The sequence below is a fragment of the Microcoleus sp. Z1_B2 genome (assembly GCF_036700325.1).
Taxonomy (GTDB): Bacteria; Cyanobacteriota; Cyanobacteriia; order Cyanobacteriales; family Microcoleaceae; genus Microcoleus.
The window spans coordinates 1-20,516 of sequence record NZ_JAUBOQ010000030.1 but is presented as its reverse complement, the minus strand read 5'-3'; the positions used below and the strand labels follow the sequence as shown (position 1 = coordinate 20,516).

The 20,516-nt window shown below is 45.9% G+C and carries 23 protein-coding genes; 13 read left to right on the top strand and 10 right to left on the bottom strand.

Features of this window, described 5'->3' with window-relative positions; all coding sequences use genetic code 11:
* Positions 1-172: 172 nt before the first annotated feature.
* The gene (locus QT984_RS18340; RefSeq protein WP_333313145.1) at positions 173-2,335 is read left to right on the top strand and encodes a flotillin family protein; all 2,163 of its coding nucleotides are present in this window, start codon (positions 173-175) and stop codon (positions 2,333-2,335) included.
* A 90-nt stretch (positions 2,336-2,425) separates the two neighbouring features.
* Here the strand turns inward: QT984_RS18340 and QT984_RS18335 are convergent, their stop codons facing one another.
* The gene (locus QT984_RS18335; RefSeq protein WP_333249118.1) at positions 2,426-2,791 is read right to left on the bottom strand and encodes a DUF5615 family PIN-like protein; all 366 of its coding nucleotides are present in this window, start codon (positions 2,789-2,791) and stop codon (positions 2,426-2,428) included.
* Positions 2,788-3,087, bottom strand: a complete 300-nt coding sequence (locus tag QT984_RS18330) for a DUF433 domain-containing protein (protein WP_333241144.1) — start codon at positions 3,085-3,087, stop codon at positions 2,788-2,790. Before QT984_RS18330 ends, QT984_RS18335 begins: the two co-directional genes overlap by 4 nt.
* A 120-nt stretch (positions 3,088-3,207) precedes the next feature.
* Between QT984_RS18330 and QT984_RS18325 the strand changes: the two genes are divergently transcribed.
* Both QT984_RS18325 and QT984_RS18320 read left to right on the top strand, forming a co-directional pair.
* Positions 3,208-3,426 (top strand): hypothetical protein, encoded by a 219-nt coding sequence (locus QT984_RS18325; protein ID WP_190734845.1) that lies wholly within the window; start codon positions 3,208-3,210, stop codon positions 3,424-3,426.
* Positions 3,427-3,428: 2 nt separating this feature from the next.
* A complete protein-coding gene (locus QT984_RS18320; protein ID WP_333374610.1) occupies positions 3,429-3,764 on the top strand; it encodes a type II toxin-antitoxin system PemK/MazF family toxin in 336 nt (111 codons plus the stop codon).
* Positions 3,765-4,069: 305 nt separating this feature from the next.
* On the opposite strand, the gene QT984_RS18315 is transcribed toward QT984_RS18320, so the two are convergent.
* Complete coding sequence (locus tag QT984_RS18315; RefSeq protein WP_333374607.1) at positions 4,070-6,034, bottom strand: serine/threonine-protein kinase; 1,965 nt, start codon at positions 6,032-6,034, stop codon at positions 4,070-4,072.
* Between the two features lie 212 nt (positions 6,035-6,246).
* Positions 6,247-6,663: a transcriptional regulator gene (locus tag QT984_RS18310; protein WP_333272181.1), complete on the bottom strand. Its 417-nt coding sequence runs from the start codon at positions 6,661-6,663 to the stop codon at positions 6,247-6,249.
* A gap of 200 nt (positions 6,664-6,863) precedes the next feature.
* Here QT984_RS18310 and QT984_RS18305 point away from each other — a divergent pair, with 200 nt between their 5' ends.
* Both QT984_RS18305 and QT984_RS18300 read left to right on the top strand, forming a co-directional pair.
* Positions 6,864-7,148, top strand: a complete 285-nt coding sequence (locus tag QT984_RS18305; protein ID WP_333211405.1) for a DUF2470 domain-containing protein — start codon at positions 6,864-6,866, stop codon at positions 7,146-7,148.
* A gap of 189 nt (positions 7,149-7,337) precedes the next feature.
* A complete protein-coding gene (locus QT984_RS18300) occupies positions 7,338-8,975 on the top strand; it encodes an AAA family ATPase (RefSeq protein ID WP_333056312.1) in 1,638 nt (545 codons plus the stop codon).
* 18 nt (positions 8,976-8,993) lie between these two features.
* Here the strand turns inward: QT984_RS18300 and QT984_RS18295 are convergent, their stop codons facing one another.
* Entirely contained in the window at positions 8,994-9,149 is a 156-nt protein-coding gene (locus tag QT984_RS18295; protein ID WP_333374605.1) for a hypothetical protein, read from the bottom strand.
* 166 nt (positions 9,150-9,315) lie between these two features.
* Here QT984_RS18295 and QT984_RS18290 point away from each other — a divergent pair, with 166 nt between their 5' ends.
* The 3 genes from QT984_RS18290 (at position 9,316) to QT984_RS18280 (ending at position 13,216) form a co-directional block, all read left to right on the top strand.
* Positions 9,316-10,416 carry a DUF3616 domain-containing protein gene (locus QT984_RS18290; protein ID WP_333056311.1) on the top strand — a complete coding sequence of 367 codons (1,101 nt, stop codon included), beginning with the start codon at positions 9,316-9,318 and terminating at the stop codon, positions 10,414-10,416.
* Between the two features lie 563 nt (positions 10,417-10,979).
* Positions 10,980-12,011 (top strand): glycosyltransferase family 2 protein, encoded by a 1,032-nt coding sequence (locus QT984_RS18285; RefSeq protein ID WP_333374603.1) that lies wholly within the window; start codon positions 10,980-10,982, stop codon positions 12,009-12,011.
* 437 nt (positions 12,012-12,448) lie between these two features.
* Entirely contained in the window at positions 12,449-13,216 is a 768-nt protein-coding gene (locus QT984_RS18280) for a DUF1350 family protein (protein ID WP_333374602.1), read from the top strand.
* A gap of 60 nt (positions 13,217-13,276) precedes the next feature.
* Here QT984_RS18280 and QT984_RS18275 read toward each other — a convergent pair whose 3' ends face one another.
* Complete coding sequence (locus QT984_RS18275) at positions 13,277-13,747, bottom strand: anti-sigma regulatory factor (RefSeq protein ID WP_333374600.1); 471 nt, start codon at positions 13,745-13,747, stop codon at positions 13,277-13,279.
* Positions 13,748-14,188: 441 nt separating this feature from the next.
* Between QT984_RS18275 and QT984_RS18270 the strand changes: the two genes are divergently transcribed.
* Positions 14,189-15,325, top strand: coding sequence for a PP2C family protein-serine/threonine phosphatase (locus QT984_RS18270; protein ID WP_006632014.1), 1,137 nt, complete (start codon positions 14,189-14,191; stop codon positions 15,323-15,325).
* A 56-nt stretch (positions 15,326-15,381) separates the two neighbouring features.
* On the opposite strand, the gene QT984_RS18265 is transcribed toward QT984_RS18270, so the two are convergent.
* From QT984_RS18265 to QT984_RS18250, 4 genes are all read right to left on the bottom strand, one after another.
* Positions 15,382-15,708, bottom strand: coding sequence for an STAS domain-containing protein (locus QT984_RS18265; protein ID WP_041623653.1), 327 nt, complete (start codon positions 15,706-15,708; stop codon positions 15,382-15,384).
* Between the two features lie 240 nt (positions 15,709-15,948).
* Entirely contained in the window at positions 15,949-16,581 is a 633-nt protein-coding gene (locus tag QT984_RS18260) for a helix-turn-helix domain-containing protein (protein ID WP_333233526.1), read from the bottom strand.
* 425 nt (positions 16,582-17,006) lie between these two features.
* Positions 17,007-17,555: a DNA starvation/stationary phase protection protein Dps gene (dps, locus tag QT984_RS18255; protein WP_333056306.1), complete on the bottom strand. Its 549-nt coding sequence runs from the start codon at positions 17,553-17,555 to the stop codon at positions 17,007-17,009.
* Positions 17,556-17,650: 95 nt separating this feature from the next.
* On the bottom strand, positions 17,651-17,911 hold the full coding sequence (locus QT984_RS18250; RefSeq protein ID WP_332985662.1) for a sulfiredoxin: 261 nt from the start codon (positions 17,909-17,911) through the stop codon (positions 17,651-17,653).
* 270 nt (positions 17,912-18,181) lie between these two features.
* Here QT984_RS18250 and QT984_RS18245 point away from each other — a divergent pair, with 270 nt between their 5' ends.
* From QT984_RS18245 to QT984_RS18230, 4 genes are all read left to right on the top strand, one after another.
* Positions 18,182-18,436, top strand: coding sequence for a hypothetical protein (locus tag QT984_RS18245; RefSeq protein WP_333056305.1), 255 nt, complete (start codon positions 18,182-18,184; stop codon positions 18,434-18,436).
* A gap of 82 nt (positions 18,437-18,518) precedes the next feature.
* Entirely contained in the window at positions 18,519-19,598 is a 1,080-nt protein-coding gene (locus QT984_RS18240) for an Hpt domain-containing protein (protein ID WP_333233529.1), read from the top strand.
* A gap of 5 nt (positions 19,599-19,603) precedes the next feature.
* The gene (locus QT984_RS18235; RefSeq protein WP_333056303.1) at positions 19,604-19,762 is read left to right on the top strand and encodes a hypothetical protein; all 159 of its coding nucleotides are present in this window, start codon (positions 19,604-19,606) and stop codon (positions 19,760-19,762) included.
* A gap of 10 nt (positions 19,763-19,772) precedes the next feature.
* The gene (locus tag QT984_RS18230) at positions 19,773-20,237 is read left to right on the top strand and encodes a Fur family transcriptional regulator (RefSeq protein WP_333056302.1); all 465 of its coding nucleotides are present in this window, start codon (positions 19,773-19,775) and stop codon (positions 20,235-20,237) included.
* Positions 20,238-20,516 lie beyond the last annotated feature (279 nt).

Below are 20,516 nucleotides of genomic sequence, written 5' to 3'. Positions count from 1 at the left end.
CTCCCCTTGATAAGGGGAGGGTTGGGGTGGGGTAAACATTTTACGACTCCTGCAAGGATTGCTATATGACTATTATGACGGCAAATAATGATAAGACCTTAAGTTTTACGCCAAAACTTTTTAGTAAGGCTAAGCTGGAACTCCTAGGATAAATTAGCCCTGCTAAAAAAAAATGCTTTATTCATTTTTGTCCAAATCTCAAGTCAAAATCCGCTTTTTAAAACAGTTTGTAGCCGCTGTTTCGGCGTCTTTAGCACTTAGTGCAACAACCAGTTTGAAACCCTCGCCGGTATTAGCAGCTAGCAATATCCCCCTCGCAAATGGAACCTCGATTCAGTTAGTCGCAAAACCTGATTCTAGCCTGCAGTTAGGGCAGTTGCGTACCACTGTTCCCGTGCAGACAATGCAGCTCGATCCGGGCGGATTTATCCCGATCGCGATCGGCGGTATGATAATTATTCTAGTGCTGCCATTATTTTTTGGCGGATTGGTAGTAATTGGCGATCGCGAAGTTGGCATTGTCAGTAAAAAGTTTAGCTTCGGCGGCAAGTCTTTACCGCCCGGAGATTTAATTGCCTTAAACGGAGAAGCGGGATATCAAGCTGATACTTTGCCCCCCGGTTGGCACTGGGGTTATTGGCCTTTGCAGTACAACGTTCGCAAAGAGTCTCTAACTGTAGTTCCCCAAGGTGAAATTGCCCTGATTATCGCAGCAGGTGGTAAGTCAATTCCACCGCAGCGCATCCTCGGCAAAATCACAGAATGTGACAATTTTCAAGATGCTCGCCAATTCCTCAAAGGCGGCGGCGAAAAAGGTAGACAACTCGGCATTTTGACTGGCGGTAGCTATCGAATTAATACAGCATTATTTACAGTAATTACAGCGGCAAATGCTGCCAAACACGGGATGACAGCCGAACAATTAAAGCTGTACAGAATTGCCCCTGATAAAGTGGGAATTGTCACAACTTTTGACGGCGTTCCGATTCAAGATGGCGAAATTGCTGGCCCAATTATTCCGAATCACGACAACTTCCAAAACGCGCAAAAATTTATCACCGCCGGCGGGCGGCGCGGTTTGCAGGAACAGGTTTTGCTTTCCGGTTCGTGGAACTTAAATCCTTGGTTTGTCGGGGTTGACCAAGTGGCGATGACCGAAATCCCGATCGGCTATGTCGGCGCGGTTATTTCCTATGTCGGCCAAACCTCGGAAGATGTGAGCGGCGCTGCTTTCACTCACGGAAATTTAGTAAATGTCGGCAATAAAGGGGTTTGGGTAACTCCCCTTTATCCGGGGAAACATCCGCTGAATACTCGCATTTTGAAAGTAGAGTTAGTGCCGACTACTAATATAGTATTGAACTGGTCAGGAAAAACAGAAAGGCACAGTTACGATTCTCAACTTTCGTCTTTAACCGTGCGTTCTCAAGACGGTTTTGCCTTTGATTTAGAAGTAGCTCAGATTATTCACGTTGGAGCCTTGGATGCTCCAAAAGTCATCTCTCGCGTCGGTTCGATGCAGAATTTAGTAGACCACGTTTTGCAGCCGACAATTGGGAATTATTTCCGCAATTCGGCTCAAGCTTATTCTGTATTAGATTTTCTCTCGGCAAGAAGCGGCAGACAAGCGGAAGCCGCCGAGTATATCAAAGCAGCTTTGCGTACCTACGACGTGCAAGCAATTGATACTTTGATCGGGGATATTTTGCCGCCTGCAGAGTTGATGCAAACTCAAACAGATCGCAAAATTGCTGAAGAACAGTGCAAGACCTATGAGGTGCAGCAATTAGCACAAACTCAGCGGCAACAATTGGTGCGGGAAACGGCGCTGGCTGAGATTCAACAAGAGATGGTGAAATCGGAACAAGGCGTGAAGATTTCTGAGTTGAAAGCGAATTCTCAGGTGAAACAAGCTCAAGGCGAAGCTGAGTCGATTCGGGTGAAAGGAAATGCTCAAGCTGAAGCTTATCGCGCCGGTGTTGTGGCTTTGGGAGGTTCCGGTTATACGGCTTTGCAGTTAATGCAAATTATAGGCGATCGCAATGTGCGAGTTGTGCCGGATGTTGCGGTAACAGGCAACGGTAGCGGTGGCGGTTTGGTTGATGGTTTGCTGGGAATGATGATGTGGAATCAAACGGGCAAAAATGGAGAAAATGGCGGGGAGTTACCTGTAGTTAATCTACAGAAATCGGAACCTGCCGCCAAGTTATCAGTAGCCCAGGCGAATTCTGTTAAGCCGCCGGCATCTCGCGCTAATCCCCCCGTTGCGAATGCTGAGGCTGATAGTGATTCGCGGTTTGATGAATTGCCGTTTGACGATCGATCTTTTAGTTAGGCTGTGCAGTTTGTAGTCACAAACCAGAATACTCACAACCCCGACTTCTTGGAGAAGTCGGGATTCTAATTATCTCGATCGATAATATCTTTACTCTTCACTCCAAGCACTGATAAACTCTATTTGATTTTGCATTTCTGCCGCTGATTTGGCAGAAATTAGACTCAAAAGGCGACGCATTTGTTCTCCCACTGAATAATTTTGCTGTCCTAAAATAATTCCTGCATGAGAATCTCCTCTTTCTAGCCAATTGGTATGGATTCTATAAAAATCCCTAATGTTGAAACTATAAATTACCCTTTGATTAGTAAAAGCCCAAATTAATTGCTCTTCATCGCTGCGAGATAACATCCCTGTTTCGGAAACTGTAATGACATCTACACCACGACTTTGTAAAGCTTGCAATAGTTTTTTACTTCGTGAATCTTCATCTAAGTAAAGACGAATTTGGCTCATGCTTTTTTCTGCATTTTTAGCCGATTTAATGCTGCCAAACGTTCATATTCTGCTTGTTCAGCCGCTAAATCTGCTTCTATTTCTGCTCGATTTGCGTGATAATAAGTCAGTGCAGCATAAACCTGTGCTAAGGTGAGATGATCCAGATCCGCTGCTATTTCCTCAGCACTATTACCTTGTTTGTATAAGACTACGATTCGCTGCACCGATGTGGCAGTACCTGCAATAATAGGGATGCCACCGCGAAGGTGCGGATCGCGGATAATGAAAGTGCCAATATCAGTTAAAGTTGGCATAGGTGAATATGGGGTTATAAATTAGAACTTAATTATAGCATAATTTTATTAAATTTTTGAGCTATAATCAAATCAACCTGTCCTAAGTGTTCCACAAGATAAGAAGCAAGAGGATTTGCTATGTTAACTACTGTTCGAGAAGTTTACGATCGCGTTCTGTCTACCCTTTCACCAAAGGATAGACTGCGCTTGGCAACTCTTATTCTCAACGATTTGGTGCAGCAAAATCTGTCGGTTGTCGATGAAAGCGAGACTTGGACTGAGGAAGATAAACTCGATGTGACGGCATTTTCTTTGCAGTACGCGGCAACCATTTTTTCTGAAAATGAGGAGATGTAATAGTGTCTTTTAATCCTGGTGATGTGGTGACAGTTGATTTTCCTGGTGTGACTGGCATTAAACGTCGTCCGGCTGTAATTCTATCATCAGTTACCTATAACACAACCCGCCGCGATGTAATAGCTGGACTCCTTACTACACAGACCACTGCTTTAGGTTTAACTGATTATATACTCCAAGATTGGGCCGCAGCAGGTTTACGAGTCGCTTCAGTTTTTCGCAGTTTTATTGTCACTCTCCCCCCATCTTCCAACTTAGTTCTAATTGGTCATCTGTCGGAACGTGACTGGAAGGAGGTTCGTGCTTGCTTGAAATTAGCTCTTGCGGATTTGGAATGATATAGTTGTTACTGTTGGACTAATAGTCTCGAATTTAGAGTTGATTAGGACTTACGCACTGACCAAAGAAACCGGGTTTTTACCGAATCTGCTGGCTACAACCAAATATTTCGTAAAAAACCCGGTTTCTGAGCTCCAAACAGTTTGTGTTAGCCAATTGCTATGACCCGAATTTCGCGAGTCTGTTGTTTGAAGAGTAAACCCCCGCGTAGCAGGTAATGAAATGACCAAAAGCCGATAACTTCCTAGAAAAAAGTTCGAGAAAAAAGACTTGACAAGGGGCTGAAATCGCTATAGATTACAGCTTACAGCTCTCGATGCGGGAGAAGAGAACCAAGCACCCAACAAATTAAAACCCCAACCCCACCAAACAACATCCCCCAATCATCCCCCAACCCTATCCCTGACCCACAACACGGGAGGTGGCCTTTAGGTGCTTGTTTATTATAGGTTAGATCACTTGTGTTCAACCAACTGCCTCCTTTTCGCCAACCCACACGATCGCCCAGTTTGCATTCAGTCTCATAACTAACAACACCGCCTATTTCCAACCAGATTTTTCTCTGGACGCTCAAGCCAAAGTGACCCTGACTGTATTTTACCCACAATTGGTCGATCATACGTAAATCATCACGAGGAAGAAAATTCTCGATCGATTCGATATTGAAATAACCTTCCTTCTCCCGTCTAGCAGCTTTCAGCATCACCTTTCTTGTTTCCTCATCCGCCTCTTTCCACTTCCCCGCCGCCAATAAATCCCGCAGATGACTATAGTCAACACCCTGCGGTGATTTAAGCGAGTCTGGTGGTTGAGGTGATGGTTGAGGTGATGTTTGAGGTAATAGATTACAACTCTCCATGCGAGCGAAGAAAAACCGCAACTCGCAACTCCACTCCCGGTCCTCTGCGAAAAATGCTACGCCCTCCACTTCATGCCACTCCCCCCCCACAATAACACCCTCCTCCTCCCAAAAGGAATATAACGAAGGGAGGTGGCCCTGTGGTGCTTGCTTATTAAAAGTCAGCTCACTATAGTAGTCCAACCAACGGTCTCCTTTTCGCCAACCGACGCGAGCGCCTAGCTTATGTTCAGTCTCTTTTAAATTAAATTTATTTCGCCAACCGACGCGAGTACCTAGATTATGTTCAGTCTCTAAATTAAATTTATTACGCATTTCTAACCAAATTTTTTTCTGGACGCTAAAGCCAAAGTGACCATTACTATATTTTACCCAAAGTTGGTCGATCGTCCGCAAATCATCGCAAGGAAAATTCTCGATCGATTCCTTACTAAAATAGCCTCCTTTCTCCCGTCTAGCAGCTTTCCGCATCACCCTAAGAGTTTCTTGATCCGCCTCTTTCCACTTTTCTCCTGCTAATAACTTCTGCAAATTAGAATAGTCAACACCCTGCGCTGATTTAAGTTGCACCGAAACACCGGCAACCGTTGGCGGAATCGGTTCTCGCAGATAACTCAACCAATCTTGCATCGACTGCGGCCGCTTTTCCGGTTCGGATGCCATCCCTTTTTCTATTGCTAAACTCACCCAATCCTTCACCCCAAAATCTTTAGCAGGTGGCAATGCTTCATTTCTATAATGCCGATTGAGGGAAGCTGTTGGCACTTTTCCCGTTACCGCATAATATAAAGATGCAGCTAAAGCATAAATATCAACTGTTGGTTTACCACTACCTTCCATATGCTGTTCCCAAGGAGCAAAAGCAGGGTTATGAGGATGTCTGCTACTAATAATAGTCGGCATTAATTCACTTGCAAGACCAAAATCAATTAATACTGCTTGCCCGTTCGGACGCAACATAATATTACCCGGATGAGCATCTCGATGGACAATTCCGGCTTGGTGAACATCACTTAATGCTTCTCCAATTTGGCGGATAATTGCCACTGCTTCTGTATCCGGGAGTGGCCCCCGTTGCTGTACGGCATTAAATAAACTTTGCCCGACGATTAAATCCATTACCAAACAGTGAAGGCCTTTTTCCTCAAACAAATCGCTAATGCGGACAATTCCAGGATGCGCGTTTTGGCAAAATTTTGCTAAGATTTGCCCTTCGCGGATAAATCTGCGGACAAAGTTGGGATATTCCGGGTCATTTTGCAAACTCAGATTCGGCGTTTTGAGGACAACTTGATGCTTAAGTTGCAAGTGTGTGGCCTTGTAAGTGATGCCAAATCCCCCCATTCCGAGGATGTCGTCGATGCGGTAGGGGCGAGTTTTGAGGGTTGTTTGTCCGGGCGTCCACAGCATGGCAGGTTGGTTAAATTCTCTCTAATTGCTAATTATGATAAACTGTCTCGCCTTTAAAAAGCAATGAAAAGGAAGCATTCTCAGGATTTACGCACTCCGATTAAAGAAATCGGGTTTTTAGAGAATCTCTCGGTGACAATGCGTGTTATCTATCGTAAAAACCCGGTTTCTGGACTAAAGTCCTTACTACAAACAAAAATATGTTTTTCAATTCAAGCAGTTGTTTTAACTGGAGGCAGCGGAAAGAAAACAGCCGGCGAGACGCAGAAAAACTCTGCAAGTTTTTGTATGTGTTCGGTTGTAAGTTGGCGCTTTTTACGGAGGATATCTGAGACAATAGACTCTGTTTTAAAAATAGGAACTAGGTCTTTTTGTCTGAGATCAAATTCTTCGATTAAAGCCTTTAACAGTTCTACTCCGTAAATATCAGGTATGGGTTCTAAAGTTTGCTCGTACTCATAAACAAGGGTTCCCAGTACGTTGAGGTAGTCGCGTTCGTCGGGAGTCAGTTCGCCTTTATCCAACAAAGAGTCGATCGCTTCTTGAGTTGCCATTAACTCCTCCTCAGCACTTATGGGTCGCGGCGGAAATGTTTTGAGTAGTTCGATATAAGCGCTAGATTTTTTCATTTGACTATGCACTATTAAGAAAGTAATATTTTATCATTATAGTTGAAAGATGGCATTTTTAAAACCGCAGATTAACGCCGATTTACGCGGATAGAATTTAGTTATTTATCCCTCATAACTCTTGAGGCAATTGATCGCGGTTGAAAACTTTGTACCGATCGCAGTACAATCGATCGATATTGCATCTGAGGAATCTCCCCATGTCAGAACAGTTTTCCACTGAGATTAGCGATCGCATCTGCACTCACATGAACGAAGACCACGCTAGTGCTGTAGTGCTATATGCTCAAGCATTTGGCGGCAAACCGGAGGCGACAGAAGCTCAAATGCTCGCTATTGATGCCAACGGCATGGATTTAACCGCTAAAGTCAACGACGAAACAGTGCCCGTCAGAGTAAATTTCGATCGCACTTTAACCGATGCCGAAGATGCTCACCATACTCTGATTGAAATGGTGAAACAAGCTCGAAAAGCTGCTAAGTAGCCAACTGCTCACGATTCTGTTATAATTTTAACGTTCGCAGTACGGACTTTAGTCCGGCTAAATAGTTGTTAAGGACTAAAGTCCTTACTACTAACCTTTAGTTCGGTTAAATCATTTTTAAGGACTAAAGTCCTAACTGCAAACAAAATATTTAATAAGGTTGAATATATATTTAAGATATCCAATAAAATGACAGAAAATTACCCAAACCCCAAAGAATTAGATGTCGTCAAGGGCAGTAAAAATAACCATTTCGAGGCACTGGTAAAACGACTAGATTTGATGATTCGCGCCCGCTATTCGCTGCTGTACATTGTCGGCGCGGAGGAAGAACCAGTCGAAGCCGTAATTGCCCAAGTAGCGCTGCAAGTAACTCCCGCGCGCCGGGTGTTGTTCTGGGATCTTGTGCGGGGCTGGGAGGATAACGGTTCTGGGAAAGGTTCGGTAATGGCGGCGCTCGATCGCGTCAGCAAAACTGCTGTTGAAGAATATACCATATTTGTACTGCGGGATTTGCACCCTATTTTGAAATATCCCTACACCGAAAAAAATGCGGCGGTAGTGCGGGAATTGCGGAATTTAACGCGGGAATTGAAGCGTAGCAAAAAAACTATAGTTCTTACTTCTCACACCCTGGAATTGCCGGAGGAATTGAAAGAAGAAGTCACAGTAATTGATTTTCCTTTGCCCAACGTCCAAGAAATCGACAGTTTAATTTCCCACGTTGTAGAAAAACCGCAACAGTTGCAAGTTAGCGGTTTAGCAAGGGAACAATTGGTTAAAGCTTGTCAGGGTTTGAGTCGCGCTAGAATCGGGCGGGTTTTGGCTAAAGCTTTGGCCGCCAAACAGCAAATTAACGAGTCAGATATTGACGGAGTTTTGGAGGAAAAACAACAAGCAATTCGCCAAACGGGAATTTTGGAGTTTTTCAACTCCAGAGAATCCCTAAAAAGTGTGGGCGGGTTGGAGAATTTGAAACAGTGGGTAAAGATGCGGCAAGATGCTTTTACTGATGAAGCGCGTCGCTACGGTATACCGAATCCGAAAGGAGTTTTGTTAGTAGGAATTCAAGGAACGGGCAAATCTTTATCGGCGAAAACAATAGCCTCAGAATGGCGTTTGCCACTGTTGCGATTGGATACTGGAAGATTGTTTGGCGGCGTGGTCGGGGAAAGCGAAAGTCGCGTCAGGCAAATGATACAATTAGCAGAGGCGATCGCACCTTGCGTTTTGTGGATCGATGAAATAGATAAAGCCTTCGGCAACATTATCAGCGGCAGCGACGGCGATTCGGGAACTTCGCGCCGGGTATTCGGCAGTTTGATTACTTGGATGCAGGAAAAAACCAGTCCGGTGTTTATCGTCGCAACTGCAAATAACGTGCGGATTTTGCCGGCAGAGTTGCTGAGAAAGGGCAGGTTTGATGAAATTTTCTTTTTGAATTTGCCCTCAGAATCGGAACGGCAAGATATCTTTAAAGTGCATTTGCAGCGTTTGCGGCCAACTAGATTGCGCGAGTTTGATTTGGGAGTTTTGGCGAAACGCGCTGAGAATTTTAGCGGTGCAGAAATTGAACAAGTCGTAATAGATGGATTGTATCGAGCCTTTGGCACTTTTGTCAACGGACAGCGCCGGGATTTGATGACCGAGGATATTTTAAGGTCGATCGAGGATACAGTACCTTTAGCTGCGATCGCGCGATCGCAAATCGAAGATTTGAAGCGCTGGGCGGCGGAAGCGGGCGCGAGAACAGCTTCTAACGATACTCACTTAATTGATGAATTGAAACGCTACAGCCAGCGGCGAAGGGATGCGATCGACAATTAACTTAATTTCTAGGGTGCCTCAGTTCATATCTAATTTATTCTCGGAAAATTTATAGCCACCGCCTTGGCGGTTACGACGATAGCGATTGCTGAAACCCTTGCTCTGATTACCTCTGCCTCCTGCTTCCTGCCTCAAGCCTTCTGCCTTCTGCCTCCTGCTATACATCTGACGCACCTTTCTAATCCCATGGTGCGTCAGTTGATGGCTGATTAATTCTCCCAAATATCTCCCGTTATGACGCACCCTACTACTATAGCTATTACACCTGTGGCAAGATATCAATTTTAAGCATATTTAGCTATAATGACTGACCATAACAATAGTTTTAGTGCTAATAATTATGCCAGAATCTTTTTTGCTCGGTCGGCTGCTGCTGCAATTCACCAGCGAAGCCGCGGATATCATTACAGACTTATCCGCTGTTGCTTTAACTCCAGACGGCCATTTGTGGCTGGGTTCCGATGAAACGACTTCGATCGAGCGTTTGTCGCCTGTCGCCCCTCATATTTTTGGAGAACATCAAAAATTTGCGATCGCAGATTTTATAGATTTATCTGGAGAATCTGAAATCGATATTGAAGGAATTGATTTCAGCAACGATTATCTTTGGCTAGTCGGTTCTCACAGCACCAAACGCAAGAAAGCTAAAGGCAAAGACCCCGGTAAAGACATTGAAAGATTAGCAGAAATCGTCACAGAAGTCAACCGCTATTTACTGGCGCGCATTCCTATGAAAGACGGGATTTTGTGCGAGTCAATTCCCGATTCAGACAATCCCGAAATTCAGCAGACAGTGGGATGCCTGCAGCGGACAGAAACAGGCAATTTGCTGACAGACGCGCTCAAAGATGACACCCACCTCGGTCTATATTTATCTGTGCCGATTCCGAGTAAAGAAAATGGCTTTGATATTGAAGGGTTGGCGGTGCGCGGAAATCGGATTTTTCTTGGTTTGCGGGGGCCGGTGCTGCGGGGTTGGGCGATAATTTTAGAGATAGAAGTTGAAGAGGCAGAACCGGGAGTTTTAAGGCTTAAGGCTATTGGGGAAGGAGAGAAATTGTACAAGAAACATTTTGTTGATTTGAACGGTTTGGGGGTGCGAGAATTGTGCTGGAATGGAGAAGATTTGATGGTTTTAGCCGGGCCGACGATGACTTTATCTGGGGCGATGAGGGTTTTTCGGTTAAAGGGAATTTTAGGGCGATCGGGCGACAGTATTACGGGGCAAGATGGGGGAGATTTGGAGGTATTGTTTGACTTGCCTTTTAAGGTGGGTACGGACAATGCTGAGGGATTGAGCCTGTTTCCCTATTTGGGAGGGCAGAATTCGCTGTTAGTGGTTTACGATTCGCCGGATGCGGGAAGAATGGTGGAGGAAAATGCTATTTTTGCTGATGTTTTTAAATTAGGTTCGTATAGCGATTCTCAAGGAATTGTGTAAGTGTTGTAGGGCCAAAACTCGCGCCCGGTTGCCCCGATCCTTGGGGGTAGGCATTCTTGGCACTACCCCTACATATTTGTACAACTGATTTAAGATTGCTGTAGTAAAGTTTCACACTCCTAAATTCCCGGTTTTGGCGGTCGAAAAAATATGATTAGCTATTAACAGAAATCGAACTGAGTCAGAAACCAATTTTTGTGTAGCTGCATACTTCTCAAACCAATGATTTTGGGTGATGCCGGGTTTTTCTGGGTAAGTCCTATTTAACAAAAAAAAAGATGCGATCGAATTTAGGACAACTCCAGTCCCCAGAAAAATCCCTCAATCCCTCGCACCCGTGGCTTTTGTGTCAAAAAAATTGGCCGCCAAATCATAGTCTGCACTCCGCCTGCTAAGGGCTGTTGCCTCCTTATGGTAGATAACACTGACGTGGTAAACCTGTTATATTGGCAGTATGTAGGCAAGTTTCCTGACTACAGGTACTTGCACGTAAAGGAGTCAGAGTGTCTGCTTCGAGACTATACTTCGGCGAATAACTACCAAACCACACCTTAATGCAAGTTATGAACAGCCAAAAAGTCAGCGTCATCATTCCTGCATTCAATGCTGCCGACACTCTGGCCGAGACAATTGCCTCCGTACTCAATGGTACCCACAAGAATCTAGAAATTTTAATTGTTGATGACTGCTCTACTGACGCTACTGACAAAGTTGCTGCTAAGCTGGTAGAGCAAGATTCGAGAATTCAATACTTCAGAAATCCCGAAAATTACGGGGTTTCTAAGTCGAGAAATTTAATGATGTATCGCGCCACAGGCGAGTATGTAGCGTTTATCGACAGCGACGATACTTGGGAACCCAATAAGTTAGAAGTTTGTTTGAATATGCTCGCAGACAATCCCGAAGTCAAAGCTGTCGCTCACGCTTTGCGGTATTTAGACAAGCGTGGCAACAAGTTGAGTTATATTCCCACCTATCCTACAACTAAAGCAGAAATGCAGGCGATTAAGGAGACAGGCGAAAGTCCTTGGGTTTTCCCGTCTTCTGTTGTAGTCGATCGCTCTATTCTACTCCAAGAAGGCGGGTTTCCAGAAGATTGGGAGGTAGGAGAAGATACAGAATTATTTACTAAAGTTGCTCAAAAGTATGGCTTGCTAGCGGCGACAGAACCTTTGGGAAATTATCGAATTAGAGGGAACTCTCTCACAGATAAGCACTGGCTCAAAAAGCGCATAGCTTCTGATTGTGTCAAGGAAAACCAACTGCGGCGCTTGCGGGGAGAAAAAGAGTTATCACTCCACGAGTACGAAGAGTTATGTTTTAAGAATTTGCCGCTTTTGCAAAGGCTGAACAAATTTCGAGAAGTTTTGGCACTGCACTACATGAGAAAGCTGGGACAAAGTTGGTTAAATCGGGAGGTGTTGCCGACTATTGTTTACGGCATCGCTACCACAGTGCTCAATCCTCAAGCTACTGTCAACAAGTGGAAATGGATGAAGACTCACGAAAAGTTGAGTCATCAAACGGCAGAAGGTATTGGTCATTCGCCAGAATTAAACCCCCAGCGATCGTCTGAAATCGGGGGGCTGTCCTAAAGGATGTTATAGTTGTATAGCCGAATCGAAGCCGATCGCCCAGGGGCTGATTAATACGCGATATTGGGGTTTTGAGGGGTATTTGACTGTTAATATCCTGTCGGGTGAATTACCCGCGATACCAGCTACAGCGGCTTGCAGCCGTGCGATAGGACACGATATACAAATCTTTGAAAGCCGCGGATGTCAGCCTTGATTTATTCGGTTACTAGCTTCAACCCTATACAGCTTGCAAATAGCAGCGATCGCCAGCCGTGCTATTTACCCCCACAACAGTTAGAATAAATAATGTATAAGTAAAAAAGAAAGTTTTTGGAATTTAAAAATGGGTAGCAAACCCCTTTTTGATGCAGAAAATAAAAGCAAAAATTTATCCAACATTCTGCCTTTTACCTTCAGAGAACGATCGCCTTTTTATTTATTATTAGATTGAATTTATGGACTGGCAAGAAATTTCAGGCAATTGGGTATTAATTCCTTCAAGACCGATCGCGATCGTGCATTTTCTCGGCGGTGCATTTGTGGCGACAGCACCGCAAGTGACCTATCGCTGGCTGTTAGAGGCTTTGGGAAACCAAGGATATCTTGTAGTCGCAACGCCGTTTGTCAATACTTTGGATCATATTGCGATCGCCCGCGATGTCCTCAACAAATTTGAAAATGCCCTCGATCGGCTGCGCGCCACTAAATTGCTCAAATCTTCGTATCTCCCCATCTACGGCATGGGACACAGCATGGGATGCAAACTGCACTTGCTGATCGGTTCTGTGTTTGACATAGAAAGGGCAGGCAATATTCTGATTTCTTTCAACAATTATGCGGCATCCGAAGCAATCCCGATCGTCGAGCAAATTTCCCCCGTCTTTAACGTCGAGTTTACCCCTTCCCCGCAAGAGACTAATCGCCTCGTCCAAAATAGCTATCAAATCCGGCGCAATCTTTTAGTCAAATTTAACGGTGACAACATCGACCAAACCCTGCTGTTGACCAAACTGCTAAAAGCACGATTTCCCGACATGATTACCGTTCAGACTCTAGCGGGCAACCATCAAACGCCCTTGGGGCAAGATGTTAGCTGGCCTGTGGGTCAAATTTTTACGCCGTTCGACGCGATCGGGCAGTGGGTAAAACAAGAAGTGTATCGAGAATTAAATCAATTAAAACGGACAATTCTGCTGTGGCTGAATCCTGCGTCCCGCGTTTAAAAGCTTCTAAAGGCTATTAACCCGAAAGTTCCTTCGGCAGTTGCCAACCACATATCAGCTTCATCGTTCGGCATTAAGACAGGGCGAATAATTTTTGACGATCGACAAACAGTTCCGTCCATCAGCCGTTCTCTCGTAACTAATAGTGTCTGCGATGTCTTTAATCAATTTTAGACCCCGCCCGCCCGGAGAGTGAATATCGACTTTTTCCGAAATATCTTTGATTTTTTTCTCTAAATCAAACGGATCGCCCGAGTCCCAAATTTTAATCTCTAAAGATTCAGCGAACACAGCCACCTGAATGTCAACAGGCAAATCCGTTGGTTTGCCCTTGTGGGCGTGACGCACCGCATTCGTAAAGCCCTCAGCCAAAGCCAACTGACACCGTATCCACACACTTGTAGGGATTCGCGAGTCGTACAATTGTGCAAACCACGACAAAACCCAGCTTAATCCATTCAGACCTGTATTGACTTGAAGATCCGCTTTTTTTAGCATCGGCAACTTTTCGGAACCCTTTAATTCAATCACGCTCACCACACAAGTTCTTCATCGGCCGGTGGGCAAAATACAACGAGACAAAATACAACCAGATAAAATACCACGAGACAAAGTATAACGGCGGCCAAATTGAATGGTTGTTTGAGGATACTAGCTTTGGTGGGCCGTCGATCGATGTTTAATCCACTAATCGGTTAGCCATTATACCATAAATAGCACTTCCATGTCAACCATCGCCTGTGGCAAATAAAAGTCTATAAAAATTTATATTCTGAGTATAAACTGAGTGAAGTTCGATCGCGCCAAATTTCTATCAAATTTTAACGTAAATTGAACTCAACGACCCGCCCTCAAAAGCAATTACCTCGAAAGCGATGTCAATCAACTATACTCAATCTCAGACAAGGGCGCTGACAGGATATATTTTAAATGACCCCCAGACCTTGAAAAACTTGTAGTACCTAAGTGCCCATGTTTCAAATTCTGGTTATTGACGATGATACGGCTGTTCAAGAACTGCTGAGAAGAACCCTGAAAAAACAGGGTTACGAAGTAACAGTAGCAAGCAATGGCGAAGACGGTGTAGCCCAGGCGCAAAAATTGCGTCCGGCCCTGATAATTTGCGATTGGATCATGCCGCGCTTGACCGGCATCGATGTCTGCCGTCGAGTCAAGGCAGATCCGGATCTGTCAACTACACAATTCTTTTTGTTGACTTCTTTGGGTTCGATCGCCGATCGAGTCAAAGGCCTCGACGCCGGTGCCGACGATTTTATCTCAAAGCCGATCGAACTCAACGAGTTACAGGCAAGAGTACGCGCGGGATTGAGGCTGCACCAACTCAGCCGAGATTTGAAAATAGCCAAGCAAAGTCTGGAAGCAGAGTTAGCCGAGGCCGCCGAGTACGTGCAATCGCTGTTGCCAGATCCGATGACGGAACCTTTCAGCATCGAAGCAAAATTCATTCCCTCCCGGCAGTTGGGGGGAGATTGCTTCGACTACAACTGGCTAGATGCCGATTATTTGGCGATTTACTTGCTAGACGTAGCCGGTCACGGTTTGCGGGCGGCGCTGCCTTCGGTGGCCGTGCTGAATTTGCTGCGATCGCGCACGCTCCCCAACATAGACTACTACAAACCCAGCGACGTGTTGCGCGCCCTGAACACCACCTTCCAGATGAGCTACCAAAATGACAAGTATTTCACCATCTGGTACGGCGTTTACAACCGCATTTCTCGCCAGCTAGTTTATGCCAGCGCCGGCCATCCACCGGCAGTGTTAATTTCCCAGTCCCCTGCGAGCACCGCTAAAATCCAGCGATTAAAAACCCCCGGAATGCCCGTCGGGATGTTCCCTGACGCCCCCTATGTCGATAATTGCTGCGATGTCGAGGATTTGAGCACTCTCTACATCTTTAGCGACGGGGTATACGAGATCCACCAACCTGACGGCAATATCTGGGGGCTTGACCCTTTCGTAGACCTGTTAGCAGCTTACAACGGTGCAAGTGCCGACCAGTTAGAGCTGGTTTTGAACTACATTCAAAAGTTGAACGCTAAAGCAGTTTTTGATGATGATTGGTCTTTACTCAAGGTAAACTTTGGCTAGCTGACTTCTTGCAGTGCATCTGCGACCAAATAGCAAGAAGACAGCAGCCCAAAGATTTAGTTAGTTGAGAGAATTTTGCTATTAAAAGCATCGCGGGTCTGAAATATCTCGAAAACTCGATCCATGCTGGTGAGTTCAAATAAAATGCGGATTTGCTCGTTGATAGAACAGACAACTAATTGACTCCCAGCGGCCCGGACTGTTTTGAGCGCCAATACTAAAGCGCCCAAACCAGAACTATCCATAAATGTCACATCAGTGAAGTCTATCAATACCACATCGGCTCCCGCTTCCACTAGGTCGCTAATCTCTTGGCGGAATTGACTTGCCTTGGTGCCGTCTAAAATGCCAGAGGGCTGAATAATTTTAACTACAGGACTCATATTTTGCGGTGGGAATATCAGAATTACTAGCCAGACTACGCTAGTATAGCTGCGAGATGGACTCCGATCCAAATAAGAGAGGGGGAAAGCGCCAGAGCCTGAGAGCGGGAGAATAGTTTTGAGGGCAATAGATGGTGCTCGTCGCGGATCGTAAGGTCGATCGCAGTCGCAGCGCTTCGCCGGGAGTGAATTTTGAGAGGGGGACAATCTTTGTTCTGCCGAAGGCCCTTCTGGTATGAATCAAACTGGGCTAACTTTGGCGCGGTAGAGCAGTTTTTCACCTTGTCTGTAGCCTGTGTAGCGGACTGTGACGGGTTCTCCGGGTTCGGCTGTTCCTTCCATTAGCTGGTGCTGTTGGGGGTTGTAGGGAATCTCGGCTCCGACTGGGGCGATCGACTCCACTCCCCAATGCTCTAATAACTGCTCGACTGGCCGCAGCAAGGGCAGTAGTTTCTGAGCCCGCAAGTTGTGATTTTCCTGAGCTTTGCTCGCAGCAGTCGGCCACTGCAACATCCAAGATTCTAAAATTTGCAGGCTAGATAGCTGGAATTCCTGCATCAAAGATTCTCGCTGCTGTTCGATCGAAGCTTGCAGGCGCTGATATTCTTGTTCTAGGGCTGTCGGTGGTGCCTGTTCTAACTCTACATAGTTTGGCGTCAAGGTTGCGAGCAGTTCGGTTAAGGAAATTTGCAAAGCTTGACTAATTTTGAGCAGGATGTCGGCTCTGGTTTGCAGGGCTAAACCGCGACGCAGGCGACTTAGCTGGATCTCGGAAACTCCTGCTTTTTTGCTGAGTTCTCGATCGCTCGAAAGCCCCGCCTGTTCCATCAGGCGTTGCAGTTGAAGAGCATAATCTGGAATATTGGCAGTCACGAAAAACTCATCCAAATTAACTATTAGCCGGGAAGTCCCTCGGTATATTTAGAGGGGATTAATCTGAGCACTCGGCCCCGTACCCCGTTGGGAATTACTCCTTGGGATGAAAGGCTCGTCGGGTTTCGGTACCGAAACCGACAATTATTCTTTTATACCCCAAGATGCTCTGGAAATACTCTGATACTATATTAGCAAGTGGAGGTGGAACTACCTCACTATAAAAAGCCTTTGAAAAAAAGGAACAAGAAGCCTGCGGTCTAACTGTACTCAGTTGACCGTCAGGTTTGTTCACTAAATGGACATATTCTCGATCCTAAGCTGTCAGGAGCCTTAAGGAAATACATCTGTGGGGCGGGCCCAACAGCCCGCCCCACAAGAGTTTGGCGATTTATGAAGATGCAAGTTCAATTATTGAAAGTGTGCTATTTGACGGCAACTTTTGCAGCGGCAGCTGTTGCAGTTGTCGCAGAACCTTGCAAATGCGCTTCTAGGAACCACAAACGCTTGTCAATTGTCCGCGAAATTTCGGTGTACAAATCCGCTGTATCGGCATCGCCGAGTTCGTCTGCTTTGTCGATGGCGACTCGCAGGTGTTGGGCGTAGGGTGCGTAGCGATCGGCTAAAGCCGTCACATATTCTTTCCCGTCTAAAATGTCGAAAGGAAATTCTGGCAAAATCGAATCAGCAGCGGCTGTGCGGGCTGTTCCTACAGCCAAACCGCCCAAAGCTGTGACTCGTTCTGCAACCGTATCAACGTATTCTTCGAGTTCTGTTGCCATTTCGTCAAATAGCAAGTGCAACTGATAGAAGTCCATGCCTTTGACGTTCCAGTGAGCTTGCTTGACTTGAGTTTTTAAGTCCAGAGTCGTTGCTAGCGTTGCGTTGAGCAGCCCGACTACTTGAGAGCGGGTGGCGGCTGACATATCGATGCGGGTGGGGTAAAGATGTTGTTTGTGGTTGTTGGTAGTCATAGGTTTTTAGCTTGTTATTAGTGATTGTCGATCGAATATATTAGAAAGCTTTGGGCGATCGAATATTTGCCTGTCATGAATTTCTGTTGAGAGGCTCAGGCTAAGTGCATCTGCAACACGGTACGGGGAGCTCGGCGTACATTACAGCGGATAGTTTCTAAACCGAGACGCTGGCAAGCTTCGTACCGATGGCAACCGGAAAATCCGTAATACTGACCATCTACTTCTAGCACGTCGATGGGTTCGTTTAAACCTACCTCGCGGATGGATTCCATAAGGGCGGCGACTTTGGTTTGGTCGTTGACTCGCGGCAGGGGGCGGCGAATCTGGTTGAGGGGAATTTCTTCTATCCTCATGGCGGCTCTCTTTTTTGCTTATGGTTAAATCATACTCGTTATGACTTCGTTTTGTCAATAAACATAAAGACTTACGCAAAAACATGGTTTCAGCTCCGAATATGGGGGTTAGAAAATCCCAACTACTGCTATCTGGCCCGGAACTCCCAGACAAATAGCTATGAATGGGCAACACTGAGCACAGGCAGGATTTTTCATGCCTTTCGATAGATCGATCGACCTCAACGTTCTAGGTACAGTGGGAGAAAAGATAAATTGTGGCTTGAAATTATGGCATCCTCCCAACCCCTCAAAGGCATTGAATTGATCGACTGCGCCAAAGCTAACGCCCAACAAGGAATCGCCACAGCCGCGAAGCTCTGCGGCTACGGAAGCGACCTCAACACCTTCGAGCGGGAACTGAAACAGGCTTGCCAAGACATCGGCGTCGAAGTCAAGGAGTTAAACGACTTGATTACGACTCAGCAGATGATGAAACAAGGAATGGGTATTGAAGTCGCTCCAGATACTCCCTCAGAACTCTAGGCTCAATCTCCACCGCAGCAGTTTGAGAGCTAAGATTGCCCTCACACCCGTATTTTGAGTCTGCTAGCTGAGGCAGGCTAGAATGTTTTGCATGGGAGCTTCCGACTTTTGGCAGGAGTCGTGTTTTCTCCCGCGAAGAGGGTGCTTTCTGGAGGGTGCACAGATTGTTAGGAGGACTGTCGTGTCAGATCAGCAAGACCGAATAATGCGTTTGTTTATAGAGGAGGCTAAGGAGCACCTCGATACTCTAGAAAATGGTTTAGTGGATTTGAAGTCCACGATGAAAGACCCCGAAAGCGTCCAAGAGATGTTTCGAGCTGCCCATTCGGTAAAAGGAGGGGCGGCTATGCTTGGCTTAGATAGTATTAAAACAACCGCTCACCGCTTGGAAGATTGTTTTAAGGTGCTCAAGGACGGGCCAGTTAAGCAGGTTGACCAAACGGCAGAATCCCTATTTTTAAAGGGAGTTGATACGCTTAAGGACTTGCTGGGGCGACTGGAGGGGCCTTTCGGCTTGAGGAATGAGGAGGGAGAAAAACTCGTGCAGCAGGTGATGCCTGTTTTTGCTCAACTCGAAACTCACCTCGATAAATTGGCGTCGGGTAAAGTGCAGGTGGTTGCTGCTGGGTCTGGTACGCCCGCCGCTCCAACAGCGGGCGCTGTGCCGCCAAATTTTGCTGTTGAAGTGATGACTTTACTCAAAGAAATGTTGCAGGTGTTCAAGCAGAAAGAATCGGCTGCTAGTCGCTCTGAGTTGACGGCTGTGTGCGTTCGCCTCTATAAGTTGGGAGGTAAAATAGAGACTTGGCAAAATTTAGTAAAAACAGCTAGAGCAGCGATCGTTAATCCCAAAAACTCTTATAAAGTCTTAGCTCCGTTGATTATCAAAGAACTCAAGGAAGCTGGCGATTTAGTACAAGTGGGGAAAGTTAAGACGATCGTTCCGAGTAAAAATTTGCTACTTTTGGCAGCAAGCCCAAAACCAGCCCCAGCAGCCCCAGCAGCCCCAGCAGCCCCAGCAGCCCCAGCCTCCGCGTCGAAGCAAGTCGCACTTCCCGCCGAACCGAAGGCGGTAGTCAAGCTTTTGCTCAAAACTTTCAACAAAAAGCAACTTTCGGAAATCGCCAAGTTACTGGTTAACGCCATCAAATCCTCGAACTAGGATGTGTGGCAGTAGAAGATAGAGTTGAGCAGCAACTCGAAAAAATTCACTCATTCGAGATTTTTGCCCTCTACCTTCTACTGTTGGGCAACCCTGCGTTAGAATTAGTGAATATATCGGCGTGCAATATTGTACCAGAATTAAAAATCGAGCAGGCTTTATAAGGCGGTAGCTGTGAAACCAATTAGTTCATTAGAAGATGCTTTAAACCGCTGTCAGGCGATGGGAATGCGCTTGAGCCGCCAGCGTCGATTTATTCTAGAACTTTTGTGGGAGGCAAAAGAACACCTCTCTGCTCGCGAAATCTACGATCGCCTCAACAAACAAGCTCATTCGATCGGGCATACTTCTGTTTATCAAAATCTAGAAGCTTTGTCGAAAGCAGGGATTATTGAGTGCATAGAACGCTCGGAGGGACGCTTGTACGGCAATGTCAGCGATTCTCACTCTCATGTCAATTGTCTTGATACGGCTCAGATTCTCGACGTTCATGTGGAATTGCCGATCGACTTGATCGAGCAAATTCAAGAGCAAACGGGTGTCAAAATAGTAGACTACCGGATAGATTTCTACGGATACCGATCGGCCGAGTCCGCCACCCAAGCATCGAGTGTCAGCGATACGTCAAAGGCTTCGTAACGGATAAAGCAGCGGCTGTTGGAAGCAAAACCGATATTTGTACTGAGCCGATCGGTGGTATAAAATGATTTAAGTATTTAGCTGGGTTCGATCGGGCTTTTTGCCGTCGCCAGCCGGAATTCGGCACAGTAGAAAAAAAATGAAAACAGAAAAATGAAACTCGATCGGCAAGTTTGGCGATCGGGAATAAAATTTACGACTAAGGATCGCGAATTAAATAACTTACAATTTTAATTGTTATTGTGGGATGGGCGTCCCGCCCGTCCAAAAAGGACGGGC

Coding starts and splice junctions, on each gene's coding strand:
- QT984_RS18340 (WP_333313145.1), top strand. CDS start 173: ATGCTTTATTCATTTTTGTCCAAATCTCAAGTCAAAATCCGCTTTTTA.
- QT984_RS18335 (WP_333249118.1), bottom strand. CDS start 2,791: ATGAGCCAAATTCGTCTTTACTTAGATGAAGATTCACGAAGTAAAAAA.
- QT984_RS18330 (WP_333241144.1), bottom strand. CDS start 3,087: ATGCCAACTTTAACTGATATTGGCACTTTCATTATCCGCGATCCGCAC.
- QT984_RS18325 (WP_190734845.1), top strand. CDS start 3,208: ATGTTAACTACTGTTCGAGAAGTTTACGATCGCGTTCTGTCTACCCTT.
- QT984_RS18315 (WP_333374607.1), bottom strand. CDS start 6,034: ATGCTGTGGACGCCCGGACAAACAACCCTCAAAACTCGCCCCTACCGC.
- QT984_RS18310 (WP_333272181.1), bottom strand. CDS start 6,663: ATGAAAAAATCTAGCGCTTATATCGAACTACTCAAAACATTTCCGCCG.
- QT984_RS18305 (WP_333211405.1), top strand. CDS start 6,864: ATGTCAGAACAGTTTTCCACTGAGATTAGCGATCGCATCTGCACTCAC.
- QT984_RS18300 (WP_333056312.1), top strand. CDS start 7,338: ATGACAGAAAATTACCCAAACCCCAAAGAATTAGATGTCGTCAAGGGC.
- QT984_RS18290 (WP_333056311.1), top strand. CDS start 9,316: ATGCCAGAATCTTTTTTGCTCGGTCGGCTGCTGCTGCAATTCACCAGC.
- QT984_RS18285 (WP_333374603.1), top strand. CDS start 10,980: ATGAACAGCCAAAAAGTCAGCGTCATCATTCCTGCATTCAATGCTGCC.
- QT984_RS18280 (WP_333374602.1), top strand. CDS start 12,449: ATGGACTGGCAAGAAATTTCAGGCAATTGGGTATTAATTCCTTCAAGA.
- QT984_RS18270 (WP_006632014.1), top strand. CDS start 14,189: ATGTTTCAAATTCTGGTTATTGACGATGATACGGCTGTTCAAGAACTG.
- QT984_RS18265 (WP_041623653.1), bottom strand. CDS start 15,708: ATGAGTCCTGTAGTTAAAATTATTCAGCCCTCTGGCATTTTAGACGGC.
- dps (WP_333056306.1), bottom strand. CDS start 17,555: ATGACTACCAACAACCACAAACAACATCTTTACCCCACCCGCATCGAT.
- QT984_RS18250 (WP_332985662.1), bottom strand. CDS start 17,911: ATGAGGATAGAAGAAATTCCCCTCAACCAGATTCGCCGCCCCCTGCCG.
- QT984_RS18245 (WP_333056305.1), top strand. CDS start 18,182: ATGGCATCCTCCCAACCCCTCAAAGGCATTGAATTGATCGACTGCGCC.
- QT984_RS18240 (WP_333233529.1), top strand. CDS start 18,519: ATGTTTTGCATGGGAGCTTCCGACTTTTGGCAGGAGTCGTGTTTTCTC.